The organism is Streptomyces sp. NPDC021080, from assembly GCF_044333225.1.
Taxonomy (GTDB): domain Bacteria; phylum Actinomycetota; class Actinomycetes; order Streptomycetales; family Streptomycetaceae; genus Streptomyces.
Genome location: NZ_JBIRQM010000001.1, coordinates 203,919 through 220,877, shown reverse-complemented (window position 1 = coordinate 220,877; position 16,959 = coordinate 203,919). Strand labels below are relative to the sequence as shown.

At 72.6% G+C, this 16,959-nt stretch carries 10 protein-coding genes; 7 read left to right on the top strand and 3 right to left on the bottom strand.

From position 1 onward, the window contains the following. Positions 1-171 precede the first annotated feature (171 nt). The gene (locus ACH4S8_RS00965) at positions 172-819 is read right to left on the bottom strand and encodes a PepSY domain-containing protein (protein ID WP_398389630.1); all 648 of its coding nucleotides are present in this window, start codon (positions 817-819) and stop codon (positions 172-174) included. Positions 820-966: 147 nt separating this feature from the next. Here ACH4S8_RS00965 and ACH4S8_RS00960 point away from each other — a divergent pair, with 147 nt between their 5' ends. The 3 genes from ACH4S8_RS00960 (at position 967) to ACH4S8_RS00950 (ending at position 6,914) form a co-directional block, all read left to right on the top strand. Then, positions 967-1,629: a response regulator transcription factor gene (locus ACH4S8_RS00960; RefSeq protein WP_398389629.1), complete on the top strand. Its 663-nt coding sequence runs from the start codon at positions 967-969 to the stop codon at positions 1,627-1,629. A gap of 32 nt (positions 1,630-1,661) precedes the next feature. Then, a complete protein-coding gene (locus ACH4S8_RS00955) occupies positions 1,662-3,305 on the top strand; it encodes a sensor histidine kinase (RefSeq protein ID WP_398390685.1) in 1,644 nt (547 codons plus the stop codon). A 384-nt stretch (positions 3,306-3,689) separates the two neighbouring features. After that, a complete protein-coding gene (locus ACH4S8_RS00950; RefSeq protein ID WP_398389628.1) occupies positions 3,690-6,914 on the top strand; it encodes an alpha-L-rhamnosidase in 3,225 nt (1,074 codons plus the stop codon). Between the two features lie 63 nt (positions 6,915-6,977). Here the strand turns inward: ACH4S8_RS00950 and ACH4S8_RS00945 are convergent, their stop codons facing one another. Beyond that, positions 6,978-8,879 carry an ABC transporter ATP-binding protein gene (locus tag ACH4S8_RS00945; protein WP_398390683.1) on the bottom strand — a complete coding sequence of 634 codons (1,902 nt, stop codon included), beginning with the start codon at positions 8,877-8,879 and terminating at the stop codon, positions 6,978-6,980. Positions 8,880-9,143: 264 nt separating this feature from the next. Between ACH4S8_RS00945 and ACH4S8_RS00940 the strand changes: the two genes are divergently transcribed. The 3 genes from ACH4S8_RS00940 (at position 9,144) to ACH4S8_RS00930 (ending at position 12,635) form a co-directional block, all read left to right on the top strand. After that, positions 9,144-10,127 (top strand): YbhN family protein, encoded by a 984-nt coding sequence (locus ACH4S8_RS00940; protein WP_398389626.1) that lies wholly within the window; start codon positions 9,144-9,146, stop codon positions 10,125-10,127. Positions 10,128-10,469: 342 nt separating this feature from the next. Next, entirely contained in the window at positions 10,470-11,234 is a 765-nt protein-coding gene (locus tag ACH4S8_RS00935; RefSeq protein WP_398389625.1) for a crotonase/enoyl-CoA hydratase family protein, read from the top strand. Between the two features lie 315 nt (positions 11,235-11,549). After that, positions 11,550-12,635, top strand: a complete 1,086-nt coding sequence (locus ACH4S8_RS00930) for a mechanosensitive ion channel family protein (protein ID WP_398389623.1) — start codon at positions 11,550-11,552, stop codon at positions 12,633-12,635. 152 nt (positions 12,636-12,787) lie between these two features. Here ACH4S8_RS00930 and ACH4S8_RS00925 read toward each other — a convergent pair whose 3' ends face one another. Beyond that, entirely contained in the window at positions 12,788-14,341 is a 1,554-nt protein-coding gene (locus ACH4S8_RS00925) for a M1 family metallopeptidase (protein WP_398389622.1), read from the bottom strand. 350 nt (positions 14,342-14,691) lie between these two features. Here ACH4S8_RS00925 and ACH4S8_RS00920 point away from each other — a divergent pair, with 350 nt between their 5' ends. Further along, positions 14,692-16,911 (top strand): NADP-dependent isocitrate dehydrogenase, encoded by a 2,220-nt coding sequence (locus ACH4S8_RS00920; RefSeq protein ID WP_398389621.1) that lies wholly within the window; start codon positions 14,692-14,694, stop codon positions 16,909-16,911. Positions 16,912-16,959 lie beyond the last annotated feature (48 nt).

Below are 16,959 nucleotides of genomic sequence, written 5' to 3'. Positions count from 1 at the left end.
GCCGCGCTCGCCAGCGCCGCCTTCCCCCCCCCCCCTCCAGGCCTTGTGGGGGGGGCGCCGGGGGGCCCCCCGGGGGGGGCCCCCCCCGCCCCCCCCCCCCCCCCCCCCCGACCCTCTGAGGCGGCTGATGGCCGCGTCAGAGGGCCGGCCGTACGGCCGGGAGCCGTCCCGTCAGCGGTCGTCGCCGCCGTGACCGCCGTGACCGCCGCGGTGCCGGTCGCGGTCATGTCCACCGTCGTCACCGACGTGGTCGTCACCCGCGTTCAGGTGGTCGTCCCCGCCGGCGTGGACACCGTGGTCGTCACCCGCGCGGTCGTCGCCGACGCCCGTGGAGCCACCGCGGTCGTCCCCCGGCAGGTCGTCCCGTCCGCGGGTTCCGCGCCCCCGGTCGTCCCCTGCCGCGTCGCGCGCGCCATGGTCGTCGGCTCCGGTGCGCCCCCCGTGGTCGTCACCCGCGCGGTCGCCGCCGCCGCGCCGGTCCAGGACGACGGCGCCCGTACTGATGTCGACGCGCACTTCGCGGAGGACGTGGTCGGCGCCGACGATGTGCACCTCCCAGTAGCCCGGGTGGTCGTCGTCGGGTCCGACCTCGACGACGGTGCCCGGGTACGCCTTCCGTGCGGCGGCCTCCGCCCGGGCGGCGGTCAGGGAGGCCGACGACGGTGACGGTGAGGATGCCGGCGCGGCCGTGGCGGAGGGCCGGTCCTCGGGACCGCCCCCGTGCCGGTCGGTGCCGCCCGTGGCGAGCGCCGAGTACCCGCCGCCGCCGACGAGTACGGCGGCCACGAAGACGGTGGCGATGGAAGCGGTGCGCTTCATGTCGAACCTCCCCGGCCGGACGGCTGTCCGGCCTGTGTCGTATCTGTGTCCTGCCTGTTCGGTGACGCCCAATGTGCCGAGGGCAAGCTGAAGGGGACCTGAAGCCACCTGAAAATCGCTTCAGGTTCCGTCTGGGAGGCTGGGCACATGCGCCTGTTGATCGTGGAGGACGAGAAGCGGCTCGCGCTCTCGTTGGCGAAAGGCCTGCGGGCCGAGGGTTTCGCCGTGGACGTCGTCCACGACGGGAACGAGGGCCTGCGTCTGGCAGCCGAGGGCGTCCACGATCTGGTGGTGCTCGACATCATGCTGCCGGGCCTCAACGGCTACCGCGTCTGCGCGGCCCTGCGCGCGGCGGGCCACGACGTGCCGATCCTGATGCTCACGGCCAAGGACGGTGAGTACGACGAGGCGGAAGGCCTGGACACCGGCGCCGACGACTACCTGACGAAACCGTTCTCGTACGTCGTGCTGGTGGCGCGGGTGAAGGCGCTGCTGCACCGCAGCGGCTCCGCCGGCGCGTCGCCGGTCCTGCGTGTCGGCAGTCTCGTCGTCGACACTGCGGCCCGCCGCGTGTGCCGGGACGAGACGGAAGTGACGCTCACCGCGAAGGAGTTCGCGGTGCTGGAACAGCTCGTGACACGGGCCGGACAGGTGGTGGGCAAACCCGAGATCCTGGAGCACGTCTGGGACTTCGCCTACGACGGCGACCCGAACATCGTCGAGGTGTACGTCAGCACGCTGCGCCGCAAACTCGGCACGGACACGATCCAGACCGTGCGCGGCGCCGGGTACCGACTGGTGGCCTCGTGAGGCGGCGGCGGTTCGGTTCCGTGAAGGCCACGATGGTCCTGTGGGCCACCGCCGTGGTGACGGTCGCGCTGGTGGCCGCCGGGATCGCGGTACTGATGTCGCTGCGCGTGAACCTCACCGAGCAGGCGCAGAGCGAGGCCAACGACACGGCCCGCAGGATCGCCCTCGGGGTCGCCACCTGGCGCGGGGGTGACGCCCGGCTGACGCTGCCGGAGGGCGCGCGGGAGGGAATCCCGGTGCAGGTGACGGACGAGGACGGCCGTCTGCTGGCGGTCGGCGCGGGGCTGGAGAGCGTCAGCGGCACCGGCGTGACGGCCGTGCGTGTGCCGCGGACCGCCGCCTCCCCCACTGCTCCTGCCCCGTCGCCGTCCCCGTCCGTTTCCCCGGCGCAGGCCCCGAACACCGCCACCCAGCTCGGCACCGGAACGGCCGACGACCACGGCGGCCGCGGCCGGGACAGGAACCGCGGCAGCGACGACAGCGGGTCGGGCAGCCACGGTCCGGACGACCGCAGTACGGACGACGATCACGGCGCGGACGACCACGGCTCCGTCGGCAGTCCGGCACCCCGGGCGAACGATCCGGCCATCGGAACCATCGGCGACACCGTCCTGGAGGGCTCCGGACACGCGGTGGTCTACGGGCGCGGTGCCCCGTACCGGTTCGCCACCGTCAAGGCCACGGATCTCGGCGGCCGGACGGTGCTCGTCCACGCGGGCGCCTCCCTGGCGGCACGCGAGAGCGCCGTCCGCAGCGCCGCGGTGGCGATGCTCGCGGGACTGCCGCTGGTGCTGCTGGTCGTCGGCGGCGTGACCTGGCTGGTGACACGGCGCGCTCTGGCCCCCGTGGAGGGCATCCGGCGGGAGATGGCGGCGATCACCGCCTCCGAGGACCTCTCCCGCCGCGTACCGGAACCCGCCTCGCACGATGAGGTGGCCCGGCTGGCCCGCACCACCAACGAGACGCTCACCGCGCTGGAGGCCGCCGTCGACCGGCAGCGCCGCTTCGTCGCCGACGCCTCCCACGAACTGCGCAGCCCCATCGCCTCGTTGCGCACCCAGCTCGAGGTCGGCTCGGCGCACCCCCAACTGCTGGACGTACCCGGCGCGGTCAAGGACACCGAGCGGTTGCAGCACCTCGCGGCCGATCTGTTGCTGCTCGCCCGGCTCGACGCCGGGGAGCGGCCGGGGCAGGGGCGGGTCGACCTGGGCGAGCTGGTCCGCGAGGAGCTGGAGCGCCGCCCCGCCGACCGCGCGCCGGTGTCCTTCCGGACGGACGGTGTACCTCAAGTGGCGGGTTCACGCGGTCAGTTGGCCCGGGTCATCGGCAATCTCCTGGACAACGCCCAGCGGCACTCGCGCGCCGGGGTCGTCGTGCGCGTAACGGCCCGGGGCGACCGGGTCGTCCTCACCGTCGCGGACGACGGAAGCGGTGTGCCGGCCTCCGAACGAGAGCGGATCTTCGAACGGTTCGTACGGCTGGACGACGCGCGCGCTCGCGACGACGGCGGCGCGGGTCTGGGTCTGGCCATCGCCCGTGACGTGGCGCGGCGTCACGGTGGCACGCTCACCGTGGGCGAGGCGCCTTCCGGAGGCGCGCTCTTCGAACTGCGCCTGCCCGTGGCGGCCGTCCCCTCCCCGGCGCACACGGCCCCGGAGCACTCCCGGGAGTCCTGACCCGGCCGACGCCCTGCGCGGCGGAGCCCGGCCGATGAGACGCCTGTCGGCGCCTCGAGAAGCACGACGGCCTCGCGACGGCCCGACAGCTCGCGGAATCGTCCGTTCCGAAAGGCCCCCGGGCAGGCGCTGCGGCCGCTCCCCCGGACCGCACCCACAGCCGCCCACGCGGACGTGCGGGCTTGCCGGGCGGGCGTCCGGATCCGTCGGGCTTCCATTGAAACCGTTCAATGTTCGGGGACGCGAACCGGCCGGATTCCGCGATGACACGGATCAGCATGGCCGAATTCAGGAAAATACAGCCGCACTTGTTGACCTCAGCCTCCCCCCACCCTACCTTCACCGCCGTGAATCGATTCATAACTCCTAGGTGAGGGGCCGCAGTTGATCAGCAGGAGGAACATCCTGGCGGGTGCGGCGGGCGCCGTTGCCGCGACGGCCACCGGAGCGGGACCGGCCGCAGCCGCACCCGGGTCCGCATCCGCGCCCACGTCCGGACCGGCCGGGGCGCGCGCACGGCGCGGAGCCCCGCGCATCACCGCTCCGACCGTCGAGTACGTCCAGAACCCCTTGGGGCTCGACGCGCAACACCCCCGGCTGAGCTGGCCGATGGTCTCGGACGAGCCGGGGACGCTGCAGAGCGCGTATCGGATCAGGGTCGCGTCCAGTGCCTCGGGCCTGTCCCGGCCCGACGTGTGGGACAGCGGGAAGGTGACGTCCGATCAGTCCGTCCTCGTCCCGTACGCCGGTCCGCGGCTCGCCCCGCGGACGCGCTACTTCTGGTCCGTGCAGGTCTGGGACACCGACGGCTCGGCCTCCGACTGGAGCGCTCCGTCCTGGTGGGAGACCGGGCTCATGGACGCGGGATGGTCTGCGGACTGGGTCTCGGCTCCCGCGGCCCTCACGGACGCGCCCTCCCTCGAGGGCAGTTCCTGGATCTGGTTCCCCGAGGGGGATCCGGCGAGCAGCGCTCCGGCGGCCACGCGGTGGTTCCGGCGGGTCGTCGACGTCCCCGAGGGTGTCACGGCGGCGAACCTGGCCATCAGCGCCGACAACGTTTTCTCCCTCTCCCTCAACGGTGCCGAAGTGGCCCGCACCGACCTGGCGACGGAGCACGAGGACTGGCGCCGTCCGGCCGTCGTGGACGTCCTCGGACGGCTGCACCCGGGGCGGAACGTCCTCGCGGTCGCGGCGGCCAACGCGACGGTGGGACCCGCCGGCCTGGTCGCCGTTCTCACCCTGGGCACCACCTCCGGTGAGCTGCGGATCGTCACCGACGCCTCCTGGAGGAGCACGGACACGGAGCCCTCGGGCGACTGGCGCGGGGACGGCTTCGACGACAGCGGCTGGCCGGCGGCGAAGGTGGCCGCCCGGTGGGGGGCGGGCCCCTGGGGCAGGGTCGTGCCGGTGTCGTTCGCCGCCAACCAGCTGCGGCACGAGTTCACCCTGCCCCGCAAGAAGGTGGCCCGCGCACGCCTGTACGCCACGGCCCTCGGCCTGTACGAGGCCCACCTCAACGGCCGCCGGGTGGGCCGCGACCAGCTCGCCCCCGGCTGGACCGACTACCGCGAACGCGTCCAGTACCAGACCTACGACGTCACCTCGCTCCTGCGGCCCGGCGCCAACGCCATCGGCAGCTATGTGGCGCCGGGCTGGTACGCGGGCGACGTCGGCATGTTCGGGCCCCACCAGTACGGCGAACGCCCCGCGCTGCTGGCGCAGTTGGAGGTGGAGTACGCCGACGGGACCAGTGAGCGCGTCACTTCGGGCACCGACTGGCGGGCCGCGGCCGGGCCGATCGTCTCGGCCGACCTGCTGAACGGGGAGACGTACGACGCGCGTGCGGAGAACGCCGGCTGGACCTCACCCGGTTTCGACGACCGGACCTGGCTCGCGGTCCGCGCCGCAGGCGACGGCACGCCCGCCCGGATCGTCGCGCAGGTCGACGGCCCGGTGCGCGTGGCCGCTGAACGGCCGGCCGAGAAGGTGACCGAACCCGCGCCGGGCGTCTTCGTCTTCGACCTGGGCCAGAACATGGTCGGCTCGGTCCGGCTGCGCGTGTCGGGCGACGCCGGGACGACCGTGCGGATGCGTCACGCCGAGGTCCTCAACCCGGACGGCACCCTGTACACCGCGAATCTGCGCTCGGCCGCGGCGACCGACACGTACACCCTCAAGGGGGGCGGCGAGGAGACGTACGAGCCGCGGTTCACCTTCCACGGGTTCCGCTACGTCGAGGTCACCGGGTTCCCCGGCACTCCCACCGCGGAGGCCGTGACCGGCCGCGTCATGCATACGTCGGCGCCCTTCACCCTGGAGTTCGAGACCGACGTCCCGATGCTCAACCAGCTGCACAGCAACATCACCTGGGGGCAGCGGGGCAACTTCCTCTCCGTCCCGACGGACACGCCCGCGCGCGACGAGCGGCTGGGCTGGACCGGTGACATCAACGTCTTCGCCCCCACGGCCGCCTACACGATGGAGTCGGCCCGCTTCCTGGCCAAGTGGCTCGTGGACCTGCGGGACGGCCAGACCGCCGAGGGCGCGTTCACCGACGTGGCGCCCATGGTCGGAACGGTCGGCAACGGTGTCGCGGGCTGGGGTGACGCGGGTGTCACCGTGCCCTGGGCGCTGTACCAGGCCTACGGGGACAGACAGGTACTGGCCGACGCCTGGCCGTCCGTCCGGGCTTGGCTGGCCTACCTGGAGCGCCACAGCAACGGCCTGCTGCGGCCGGCGGACGGATACGGGGACTGGCTGAACGTCTCGGACGAGACGCCCAAGGACGTCGTCGCCACCGCGTACTTCGCGCACAGCGCCGACCTCGCGGTCCGCATGGCCACGGCGCTCGGCGAGGATCCCGCGCCCCACGCGCGTCTCTTCGAGCGCGTCCGCGAGGCGTTCCGGAACGCCTATGTCGACGCCGGCGGGAGGGTGAAGGGCGACACGCAGACGGCGTACGTGCTCGCCCTGTCGATGAACCTGGTGCCCGACGCCCTGCGCACGGCGGCCGCCGGACGTCTCGTCGACCTGATCCGCGCGAAGGACTGGCACCTGTCGACGGGCTTCCTCGGTACTCCCCGGCTGCTCCCGGTCCTCACGGACACCGGGCACACCGACGTCGCCTACCGGCTGCTCCGGCAGCGCACCTTCCCCAGCTGGGGCTACCAGATCGACAGGGGCTCCACCACGATGTGGGAACGCTGGGACTCCATCCGGCCCGACGGCGGCTTCCAGACCCCGGACATGAACTCCTTCAACCACTACGCCTACGGCTCGGTGGGCGAGTGGATGTACGCGACCGTCGCCGGTATCTCGCCCGGCCGGCCCGGCTACCGGGAGACCGTCGTCCGCCCCCGGCCGGGCGGCGGCGTCACCTCCGCGCGGGCCACGTTCACCTCCGTGTACGGGCCGGTGTCCACCCGGTGGCACCAGCGCCCCGACGGCTTCGACCTGACCTGCGCCGTGCCCGCCAACACCACGGCCGAGGTGTGGATTCCGGCGTCCGGCCCGGACGCGGTCTCGCACACCGGCGCGGCCTTCCTGCGTACGGAGGACGGCTGCGCGGTGTACCGCGTGGGCTCCGGCAGCCACCGGTTCACCACCTGACCGGGTGTTTTCGGGGGAGACAGGGTGGCCGCCCGCCGACAGCGGCGGACGGCCACCCGGTCGCTACGGCGTCGCGTCCACGGTCACCGGGATCTGCTCCTCGTCCGGCCGGCCGGTCCTGAACTGGGTCCGGTACAGCTCCGCGTAGCGGCCGTCCGCCGCGAGCAGATCCTCGTGGGTGCCGCGCTCGACGATCCGGCCCGCCTCGACGACCAGGATCAGGTCGGCGGCCCGGACCGTCGACAGCCGGTGCGCGATCACGACGGCGGTGCGGCCCTCCAGTGCCTCGGTGAGCGCCTCCTGGACGGCAGCCTCCGAGGTGTTGTCGAGATGGGCGGTGGCCTCGTCCAGGATGACGACGCGCTGGCGGGCGAGCAGCAGCCGGGCGATGGTCATGCGCTGGCGCTCGCCGCCGGAGAGCCGGTAGCCGCGCTCGCCGACCACGGTGTCGAGGCCGTCGGGCAGGGACCGGACGAGTTCGTCGAGACGGGCCCGGCGCAGCACGTCCCACAGCTCGTCCTCGGCCGCCCCGGGCCGGGCGAGGAGCAGGTTCTCCCGGACCGAGTCGTGGAAGAGGTGCCCGTCCTGGGTGACCATGCCGAGGGTCGCGCGCATCGACGCGGCGCTGAGCTCGCGGACGTCGACGCCGCCGATGCGTACGGCCCCGGCGTCGGTGTCGTACAGCCGCGGCAGCAGTTGGGCGATGGTCGACTTGCCGGCGCCGGAGGAGCCGACGAGCGCGATCGTCTGGCCGGGTTCGGCGCGGAAGGAGATGCCGTGCAGGACCTCGTCGCCGCCCCGGGTGTCGAGGGCGGCGACCTCCTCCAGGGAGGCGAGGGAGACCTTGTCGGCAGACGGGTAGGCGAAGCGGACATCCTCGAACTCGACGGCCGCGGGCCCCTCCGGGACGGTGCGCGGCTCCGGCTTCTCCTCGATGAGCGGCTTCAGGTCGAGCACCTCGAAGACGCGCTCGAAGCTGACCAGGGCGCTCATGACCTCGACGCGCGCCCCGGCCAGCGAGGTGAGCGGCGCGTACAGACGGGTGAGCAGCAGCGCCAGTGAGACGACGGCGCCCGGCTCCAGGGTGCCGCGCAGGGCGAACCAGCCGCCGAGCCCGTAGACGAGGGCGAGGGCGAGGGCCGACACCAGGGTCAGGGCGGTGATGAAGGCGGACTGCGCCATCGCCGTACGCACCCCGATGTCCCGCACCCGCCGGGCGCGCGCCGCGAACTCGGCGGACTCCTCCCCGGGCCGCCCGAAGAGCTTGACGAGGGTGGCGCCGGGCGCGGAGAAGCGCTCGGTCATCCGGGTGCCCATGGAGGCGTTGAGGTCGGCCGCCTCCCGCTGGAGCTTGGCCATGCGGCTGCCCATCCGCCGGGCGGGGATCACGAACACCGGCAGCAGGACCAGCGCGAGCAGGGTGATCTGCCAGGACAGGGTGAGCATCACGACCAGGGTGAGCAGCAGGGTCACCAGATTGCTGACCACCCCGGACAGGGTGTTGCTGAACGCGCGCTGGGCGCCGATCACGTCGTTGTTGAGTCGACTGACGAGCGCGCCCGTACGTGTACGTGTGAAGAACGCGACCGGCATGCGCTGCACATGATCGAAGACAGCCGTCCGCAGATCGAGGATGAGTCCCTCGCCGAGCGTCGACGAGAGCCAGCGGCCCAGGATCCCGAACGCCGCTTCGGCGACCGCGATGACGGCGATGAGCACGGAAAGACGGACGACGGTGCTCTCGTCACCGTGGGCCACGATCGTGTTCACGACGTGCCCCGCGAGCACCGGCGTCGCGACGGCCAGCAGCGCGGTCACCACACTGAGGAGGACGAACTGCGCGATACGGCGGCGGTGCGGGCGGGCGAAGGCGGCGATGCGGCGCAGCGTCGCGCGGTCGAAGGGTCGACGCTCCTGTTGGGCGTTCATGACACTGTGCAACTGTGTCCAGGCTGTGGTCTCCATGCTCATGGGAGAGACAGTAGGACCTCAAGCTTTGTTGAGGTCAATGGATCCGGGCGCCGGAACCTGCGCGGGCGCTCTCCCGCGCGCGCCGGGGCGGACATCGCACCCGGCACCGGAGTCGGCACCGTGGTCGGCGTCGAGGTGCACGGCCGGGGCGGCACGCGGCACCCGGGGGCCGTCCCTCCCCCGGCTTGCCCGGCGTGTCAGCCGCCGTCTCCGTGCCCGCAACCTCACGTTGGCGCGGCGCGGAAAGCCTCTCCCGATGTGACAGCCGTACGACTTCCCCGGGCGCTGCCCCGGCTCCCCCGCCGCCTCACCCTGCGGCCCGCCGTCCGGCCGGTCCTGTGCCTGCTCCCGCTGGTGCTGGTCCTCGTGGTGGCCGTGCGCCACCGCTCCGTGCTCGCCGAGGGTTTCGGTCAGCTGCGGTCGGCCGAGTGGCCCTGGCTCGTCGCCGCGGCCGCCGCGACCTGTCTGACCTGGGTGGCCGCGGCCGTGACCCGCCAGGGGGCGGTCGTGGAACGGCTGCCCGCGCGCCGGCTGCTGGCCGCGCAGTTCGCCGCGGGCGCCGCGAACCATCTGCTGCCGACGGGGCTCGGCGCCGGGGCGGTCAATCTGCGGTTCATGACCGTGTGCGGGGTGCCCCTCGCCCGTTCCTCGGCCGCGCTCGCGCTGTACCTGCTGGCCGAGGCCGTCGCCCGGCTGACCCTGCTCGTCGGTCTGCTGATCGCGTTCCCCGGGGCGCTCCGGGTCGACGGTCTGATCCCGGACGGCGCGGTCGGACCGCTGCTGCTCGGAGCCGGCCTGGCCGTGTGCGCCGCGCTGGCCGTGCTCGCTCTCGTACGACGGCTGCGCGCGGCCGTCCTCTCCTTCCTGCGCACCGCCTTCGGCGAGGCCCGCTCGGTGCACGCGCGCCCGTCCCGGGCCTTCGCCCTGTGGGGCGGCTCGCTGGCCTTCCCGCTGCTCCAGGCCGCAGGACTGGCCTCGGTGGGACGGGCACTGGGCCTGCCGGTGTCCCCCACGCACATGATGACCGCCTACCTGGCGGCGACGGTCGCGGTCGCGCTGGTACCGACACCCGGCGGGCTCGGTTCGGTGGAGGCGGCGCTGATCGTGGCCCTGGTCGCCGCGGGCGGCCCGGTGGCCGTGGCGACCGCGGTCGTGCTGGCGTACCGGATCATCACGGTGTGGCTGCCGCTGCTGCCGGGGGCGCTCACGCTGGGCGCGCTGGTCCGCTGGAAGGTGATCTGAGGCGAAGGGCCCCGGGGGATCCGGGCGCCCGTCCGCCCCGGGCCCGCGCGTCACGCCGGGCGCTGTGCGTTCCGCCGTGAACCATGGCTGCGCCCGGTGCCCCGCATGCCGCCCGTCCCGGGCCGTGCGTTCCACCGCCGACCGCGCGTTGCTCGGTGAGCCGTGCGCCGTGTCCGCTCCGCGCCGTGCGTTGCGGCGCATGCCGCGCGTTTCGCCGCGGGCCGTGCGTTTCGCCGCGGGCCGTGGTTGCGGCACAGGCCGTGCGTTCCGCCGCCGGCCGTGATACCGATGAGTAACTACGGCGTGCGGTGGGGCGCGTCGGCCGCGGAAAGGGACAGCACGATGCCGGTCCGTATCGAACGTCAGGGTCACGTCACCACCGTCGTCCTTTCTCGGCCCGCGGCCCGCAACGCGGTGGACGGGCCGACCGCCGCCGAACTCGCCGACGCCTTCCGCGCGTTCGAGGCGGACGAGACGGCCCGCGTCGCCGTGCTCTGGGGCGAGGGCGGCACCTTCTGCGCGGGGGCGGACCTGAAGGCCATCGGCACCGAGCGGGGGAACGCAGTCGCCGAGGACGGTGACGGGCCGATGGGGCCCACCCGGCTGCGCCTGACCAAGCCGGTGATCGCGGCGGTCGCCGGGCACGCCGTGGCCGGTGGTCTGGAGCTGGCGCTGTGGTGCGATCTGCGGGTCGCCGAGGAGGACGCCGTCTTCGGGGTGTTCTGCCGCCGCTGGGGCGTACCGCTGATCGACGGGGGCACGGTACGGCTGCCCCGGCTCATCGGCACGAGCCGGGCGATGGACATGATCCTCACCGGCCGTCCGGTCGCCGCCCGGGAGGCGTACGAGATGGGGCTCGCCAACCGTCTCGTCCCGGTCGGCCGGGCCCGCGCCGAGGCCGAGCGGCTGGCCGCCGAGATCGCCGGCTTCCCGCAGTCCTGCCTGCGCAGCGACCGCGCCTCGGTCCTCGACCAGGAGGGGCTGACCGAGAGGGAGGCCATGCGGACCGAACTCCGTCACGGCACGGGCGTGCTGGCGGAGAGCACGGAGGGCGCGGCCCGGTTCGCGTCCGGTGCGGGACGGCACGGTTCCTTCGGCGGGCTCTGACCTCCGCGCACCCGCCGATGCGGGACGGCGGGGCCTGCGGCGGCCCGGGGACGTCGGCGCCGTGCACCCCGTCCGAGCAGGCCGGTCGCGGCAGTTGGGCAGGGGGCTGTCCATGGACCCCCAAGAGTGGTCCCCCGTGGGGCTGGTGACGGAGGGGCAGCCGGATGCGGCAGGATGAGCGGTCTCCCCGGACGACGACGGACACCCGTCCGGGCATGATCGCGCGTTCCCGGATTCGAGCAGGTGGCAAGTGACGACACAGCACATTCGGCCCGCGGGCCCTCACCCCGGCCCCGGTCCGCGAGGAGGTCACCGATGAAGCGCTCCGTCACCCTGGACGACCTGATGATCGCCGGAATAGCCGTGGCGGCCGGGCTGCTGGCGGCGTTCCTGCTGCGGATGCTGCTGCGCTGGCTGGGCAAGCACGCCGAGCGCACCCGCTGGAGCGGCGACGACATCATGGTGGACGCGCTGCGCACCGTCGTCCCGTGGTCGGCGGTGGCCGGAGGTGTCGCCGCGGCGGCCGCGGTGCTTCCGCTGACCGCGCCGATCGGCAAGACCGTCAACCGGTCGCTGACCGTCCTGCTCATCCTGGTCGCGACCATCACCGCGGCCCGGCTGATCACCGGCCTGGTCCAGTCGGTGACCCAGTCCCGCTCGGGCGTCGCCGGTTCGGCCACCATCTTCGTCAACATCACCCGGGTCGTGGTGATGGCGATCGGCTTCCTGATCGTCCTGCAGACCCTGGGGATCTCGATCGCGCCCCTGCTGACGGCCCTGGGCGTGGGTGGTCTGGCCGTCGCCCTCGCGCTCCAGGACACCCTCGCCAACCTCTTCGCGGGCGTGCACATCCTCGCCTCGAAGACGATCCAGCCGGGCGACTACATCCAGCTGAGCAGCGGGGAGGAGGGGTACGTCGTCGACATCAACTGGCGCAACACCACGGTCCGTCAGCTCTCCAACAACCTGGTCATCATCCCCAACGCCCAGCTCTCGGGCACCAACATGACCAACTTCACCCGGCCCGAGCAGCGGATGACGCTCACCGTGCAGGTGGGCGTCGGCTACGACAGCGACCTCGACCATGTCGAGCGGGTCACGAACGAGGTCGTCGCCCAGGTGATGACCGGGATCGACGGCGCCGTCCCGGAGCACGAACCCGCCGTGCGTTTCCACACCTTCGGCGACTCGCGCATCGGTCTCACCGTGATCCTCGGTGTGGGTGAGTTCAGCGACCAGTACCGGATCAAGCACGAGTTCATCAAGCGCCTGCACAAGCGCTACCGGGACGAGGGCATCCGGATTCCGTCGCCCGCCCGGACGGTCGCGCTCCAGCCCGGCGGCGCGGGCTTCCTGGAGACCGCGATCCCCCATCAGCGCGAAGCCGCGAAGCGGCCCTGAGGAACCGGCGGGGGCCGGGCGGAGTGTTCCGCCCGGCCCCCGCTTCCCTGCTCCGGTCCTGCCTCGGGGCTCCGGCCCGCCTCTCGGCTCCGGTCCCGCCTCGCGTCTCCGGCCCCGCCGGTCGCGGCCGACGGGGCCGGTCGCCGGCTCGGTCAGAGCGTGGCGGTCGAGTCCGGGTAGTGGCCGGGCGCGCGGTGGCGCGGCGCGACCAGGCTCGACACCACCGGGGTGACCGTCCAGTCCGGGTGGTTCGGCATGCGCGGTGTCGTCGTCCCGTAGAGCCAGTCGTTCAGGAAGCCCGACTGGTCCGTTCCGGAGATCTCGGTGGCGACCGCGATGTAGTCCGCGGTGGTCGCCGAGCGGTTGCGGTGGCGGTCCAGGAAGGTGCGCTCGATGCGGTGGAAGACGTCCTCGCCGACGAGCTCGCGCAGCGCGTAGAGGACCAGGACGCCGCCCAGGTAGCGCTGGTTGTCGAACAGGTTGACGGCGTTCGGCGCGGCCACGGGCCCGGAGGACTGGCGCCACTGGTCGCCCCTGGCGTACGTGTCCTTCATCCGGGCTTCCATGGTGGTCAGCCCCAGCGAGTCGGCCCAGCCGCGCTCGTAGCGGTAGAGCAGCCCGTAGAAGTCCGCGTGGCCCTCGTTCAGCCACAGATCGGCCCAGTTGGCGGGGCTGACGCAGTTGCCGAACCAGGAGTGGACCAGCTCGTGCATCATGTGCGAGCCGATCTTCTTCTCCTCCTGGAGCAGGAAGTTCGGCTTGTAGAGCGTCAGGGTCTGGGTCTCCAGGCCCGTGAAGTCGAAGGCGTTCGGGTCGTCGGAGTTGCAGGGCAGCAGCCCGTACGTCTCGAACGGATAGGCGCCGAGCCGCTGCTCCAGCCAGTCCAGCAGGCCGGGCGTGAGCGCGAGCGCCGGCTCCAGCGCGGCGGCCCGCGCCGTCGGGACGACGTCCCGCAGCCCCAGCCCGTTCGGACCTTGGCGCTCCTTGACGGTGTAGTCGCCGACGGTGATCTGCACCAGCTCGGTGGCTATCGGGTCGGCCGAGCGGTAGATGTACGCGGTCCGGTCGCCGTCCAGCTTCTCGGTGCCGATCAGCGAGCCGTTCGCGACCCCGCGCAGGGTGTTCGGCACGGTGATGCGGAAGCTGAAGTCCGCCTTGTCCGTCGGGTGGTCGTTGCACGGGAAGACGGTGTGCGCGGCGTCCGGCTGGGGACACACCGCGAAGCCGTCGGGGGTGGGAACCCAGGCGGTGTGCGTGAGCTTCCTGGCCGGGTCGGCGCCGTACTCGACACAGACCGCGACCGCGCAGTCCTTCGGCAGGGTCCGCGCCGGGGTGATCCGCAGCTTCTCGTCCGCCTGCTCGAAGCCGGCCGCGACGGCGCCGACCCGCACCGCACGGACGTCCAGGCCGAGCGCGTCGAGGGAGAAGCGCGAGAGGTCCTGGGTCGCCCTGATCATCAGGATGGCCTTGGCGTCGACCAGCCGGGTCGTCGCGTCGTACGAGAAGTCGAGGTGGTACGCCTCGACGCGGTAGCCGTCGTTGCCGAGGGCCGGGAAGACGGTGTCACCGAGGGTCTCCGCACCCGGGGTGCCCTGAGCAGGCTTTAAGGCCAGCGGCCGGGCCGAGGCGGTGGGGGCGACGGCGAGCGCGGCGGCGGTGCCGAGCAGCGCGGCCGCGGGGGCCGTCACTCTGGTGCGATATCTCATGGTTCGCTTTCGTTCGGGCGACGGAGGGCCGGAAGGTCCGCCGCAAGATCAAGTGCCGGGTCACTCTCAGGTACGTCCGGGCGGGCCGTCCGGTTGCCTCCGGAGGGCCGTTCCCGTTTTCACATCGGCCGTCGTGTTCACATCCGCGGGACCGGCCGGACGGCGTGTTCACGTCCGCGGGCGCGACAGGACGGCGACGGCGGTGGTGGTCGGCGCGGGGGCCCGCTGCGGCACGGAGGGCGTTTTTCCACCACGCCCGGCCCGACGCGGAACGGACCCCTGTCGAGCCGGGGGCGCTCACGAGATATCTTGATGTCGAGCAATGTTGCAGACGTGGAGCGGAGCACCCGGTGACTGACTCGACCATCATTTACACGCACACTGACGAGGCCCCGGCCCTGGCGACGTATTCGTTCCTGCCGGTCGTCCAGGCGTACGCCTCTCAGGCGGGTGTCACTGTGGAGACCCGTGACATCTCGCTGGCCGGGCGCATCATCGCCCTCTTCCCGGAGTTCCTCCAGGAGGACCAGCGCATCGCGGACGCCCTGTCCGAGCTCGGTGAGCTGGCCAAGACCCCCGGCGCGAACATCATCAAGCTGCCGAACATCTCGGCCTCGATCCCCCAGCTGAAGGCCGCGGTCGCCGAGCTGCAGGCCCAGGGCTACGCGCTTCCGGACTACCCGGACGACCCGAAGTCGGACGAGGAGCGCGACATCCGCGCCCGGTACGACAAGGTCAAGGGCAGCGCCGTGAACCCGGTCCTGCGCGAGGGCAACTCCGACCGCCGCGCCCCCGCGTCGGTCAAGAACTACGCCAAGACCCACCCGCACCGCATGGGCACGTGGTCGTCCGAGTCGAAGACGAACGTCGCCACGATGGGCGTCGACGACTTCCGCTCCACCGAGAAGTCCGCGGTGATCTCCGAGGCCGGCACGCTGCGCATCGAGCTGGTCGGCGACGACGGCTCCACCACCGTGCTGCGCGAGTCCGTACCCGTCCTCGCGGGCGAGGTCGTGGACGCGTCCGTCATGCACGTCGCGCCGCTGCGCGAGTTCCTGACCGCGCAGATCGCCCGCGCGAAGGCCGAGGGCGTGCTGTTCTCGGTGCACCTCAAGGCCACGATGATGAAGGTCTCCGACCCGATCGTCTTCGGTCACGTGGTGCGCGCCTTCTTCCCGAAGACGTTCGCGGCGCACGGTGAGACGCTCGCCGCCGCCGGTCTGACCCCGAACGACGGTCTCGGCGGCATCTTCAAGGGCCTCGAGGCGCTCCCGGAGGGTGCCGAGATCAAGGCGTCCTTCGACGCCGAGCTCGCCGAGGGCCCGGCCCTCGCGATGGTCGACTCCGACAAGGGCATCACCAACCTGCACGTGCCGTCCGACGTCATCGTCGACGCCTCGATGCCGGCCATGATCCGCACCTCCGGCCACATGTGGGGCGCGGACGGCCAGGAGGCCGACACCCTCGCGGTCCTGCCGGACTCCTCCTACTCCGGCGTCTACCAGGCCGTGATCGAGGACTGCCGCGCCAACGGCGCCTACGACCCGTCGACCATGGGCTCCGTCCCGAACGTCGGCCTCATGGCGCAGAAGGCCGAGGAGTACGGCAGTCACGACAAGACCTTCGAGATCCCGGTCACCGGCACGGTCCGCCTGGTCGACGCGGCCGGCGACGTGGTCCTGGAGCAGGCGGTCTCCGCCGGCGACATCTTCCGCGCCTGCCAGACCAAGGACGCGCCGATCAAGGACTGGGTGAAGCTCGCCGTCACCCGCGCCCGCGCCACCGGCTCCCCGGCCGTGTTCTGGCTGGACGCGACCCGCGCCCACGACGCCAACCTGATCGCCAAGGTCGAGCAGTACCTGACGGAGCACGACACCGAGGGCCTGGACATCCGCGTCCTGGCCCCCGTCGAGGCCACCAAGCTGTCGGTGGAGCGCATCCGCCGCGGCGAGGACACCATCTCGGTGACCGGCAACGTGCTGCGTGACTACCTGACCGACCTGTTCCCGATCCTGGAGCTGGGCACCAGCGCCAAGATGCTGTCGGTCGTCCCGCTGATGGCGGGCGGCGGCCTGTTCGAGACCGGCGCCGGCGGCTCCGCGCCGAAGCACGTCCAGCAGCTCGTCAAGGAGGACTACCTGCGCTGGGACTCGCTCGGCGAGTTCTTCGCGCTGGTGCCGTCCCTGGAGCAGCTCGCGAACACCACCGGCAACGCCCGCGCCCAGGTCCTCGCCGACACCCTCGACCGCGCCACGGCGACCTTCCTCGACGAGGACAAGTCCCCGACCCGTCGCGTCGGCGGCATCGACAACCGCGGCAGCCACTTCTACCTGTCCCTGTACTGGGCGCAGGAGCTGGCCCGCCAGACCGACGACGCCGAGCTCGCCAAGGCGTTCGCCCAGTTCGCCGAGACGCTGACCGCGCAGGAGCAGACGATCGTCGGCGAGCTGAACGCGGTCCAGGGCAACGCGGCCGACATCGGCGGCTACTACCAGCCCGACCCCGCCAAGGCCGCGAAGATCATGCGTCCGTCCGCCACCTGGAACGAGACGCTCGCGACCCTCGCCTGATCCACCGCACCACCCCGCACGACTCCGCGGGCACAGCTCCGCACACGC

Bases quoted from the DNA above. Each gene is read 5' to 3' on its own strand.
- ACH4S8_RS00965 (WP_398389630.1), bottom strand. From the start codon at position 819: ATGAAGCGCACCGCTTCCATCGCCACCGTCTTCGTGGCCGCCGTACTC.
- ACH4S8_RS00960 (WP_398389629.1), top strand. From the start codon at position 967: ATGCGCCTGTTGATCGTGGAGGACGAGAAGCGGCTCGCGCTCTCGTTG.
- ACH4S8_RS00955 (WP_398390685.1), top strand. From the start codon at position 1,662: ATGGTCCTGTGGGCCACCGCCGTGGTGACGGTCGCGCTGGTGGCCGCC.
- ACH4S8_RS00945 (WP_398390683.1), bottom strand. From the start codon at position 8,879: ATGGAGACCACAGCCTGGACACAGTTGCACAGTGTCATGAACGCCCAA.
- ACH4S8_RS00935 (WP_398389625.1), top strand. From the start codon at position 10,470: ATGCCGGTCCGTATCGAACGTCAGGGTCACGTCACCACCGTCGTCCTT.
- ACH4S8_RS00930 (WP_398389623.1), top strand. From the start codon at position 11,550: ATGAAGCGCTCCGTCACCCTGGACGACCTGATGATCGCCGGAATAGCC.
- ACH4S8_RS00925 (WP_398389622.1), bottom strand. From the start codon at position 14,341: ATGAGATATCGCACCAGAGTGACGGCCCCCGCGGCCGCGCTGCTCGGC.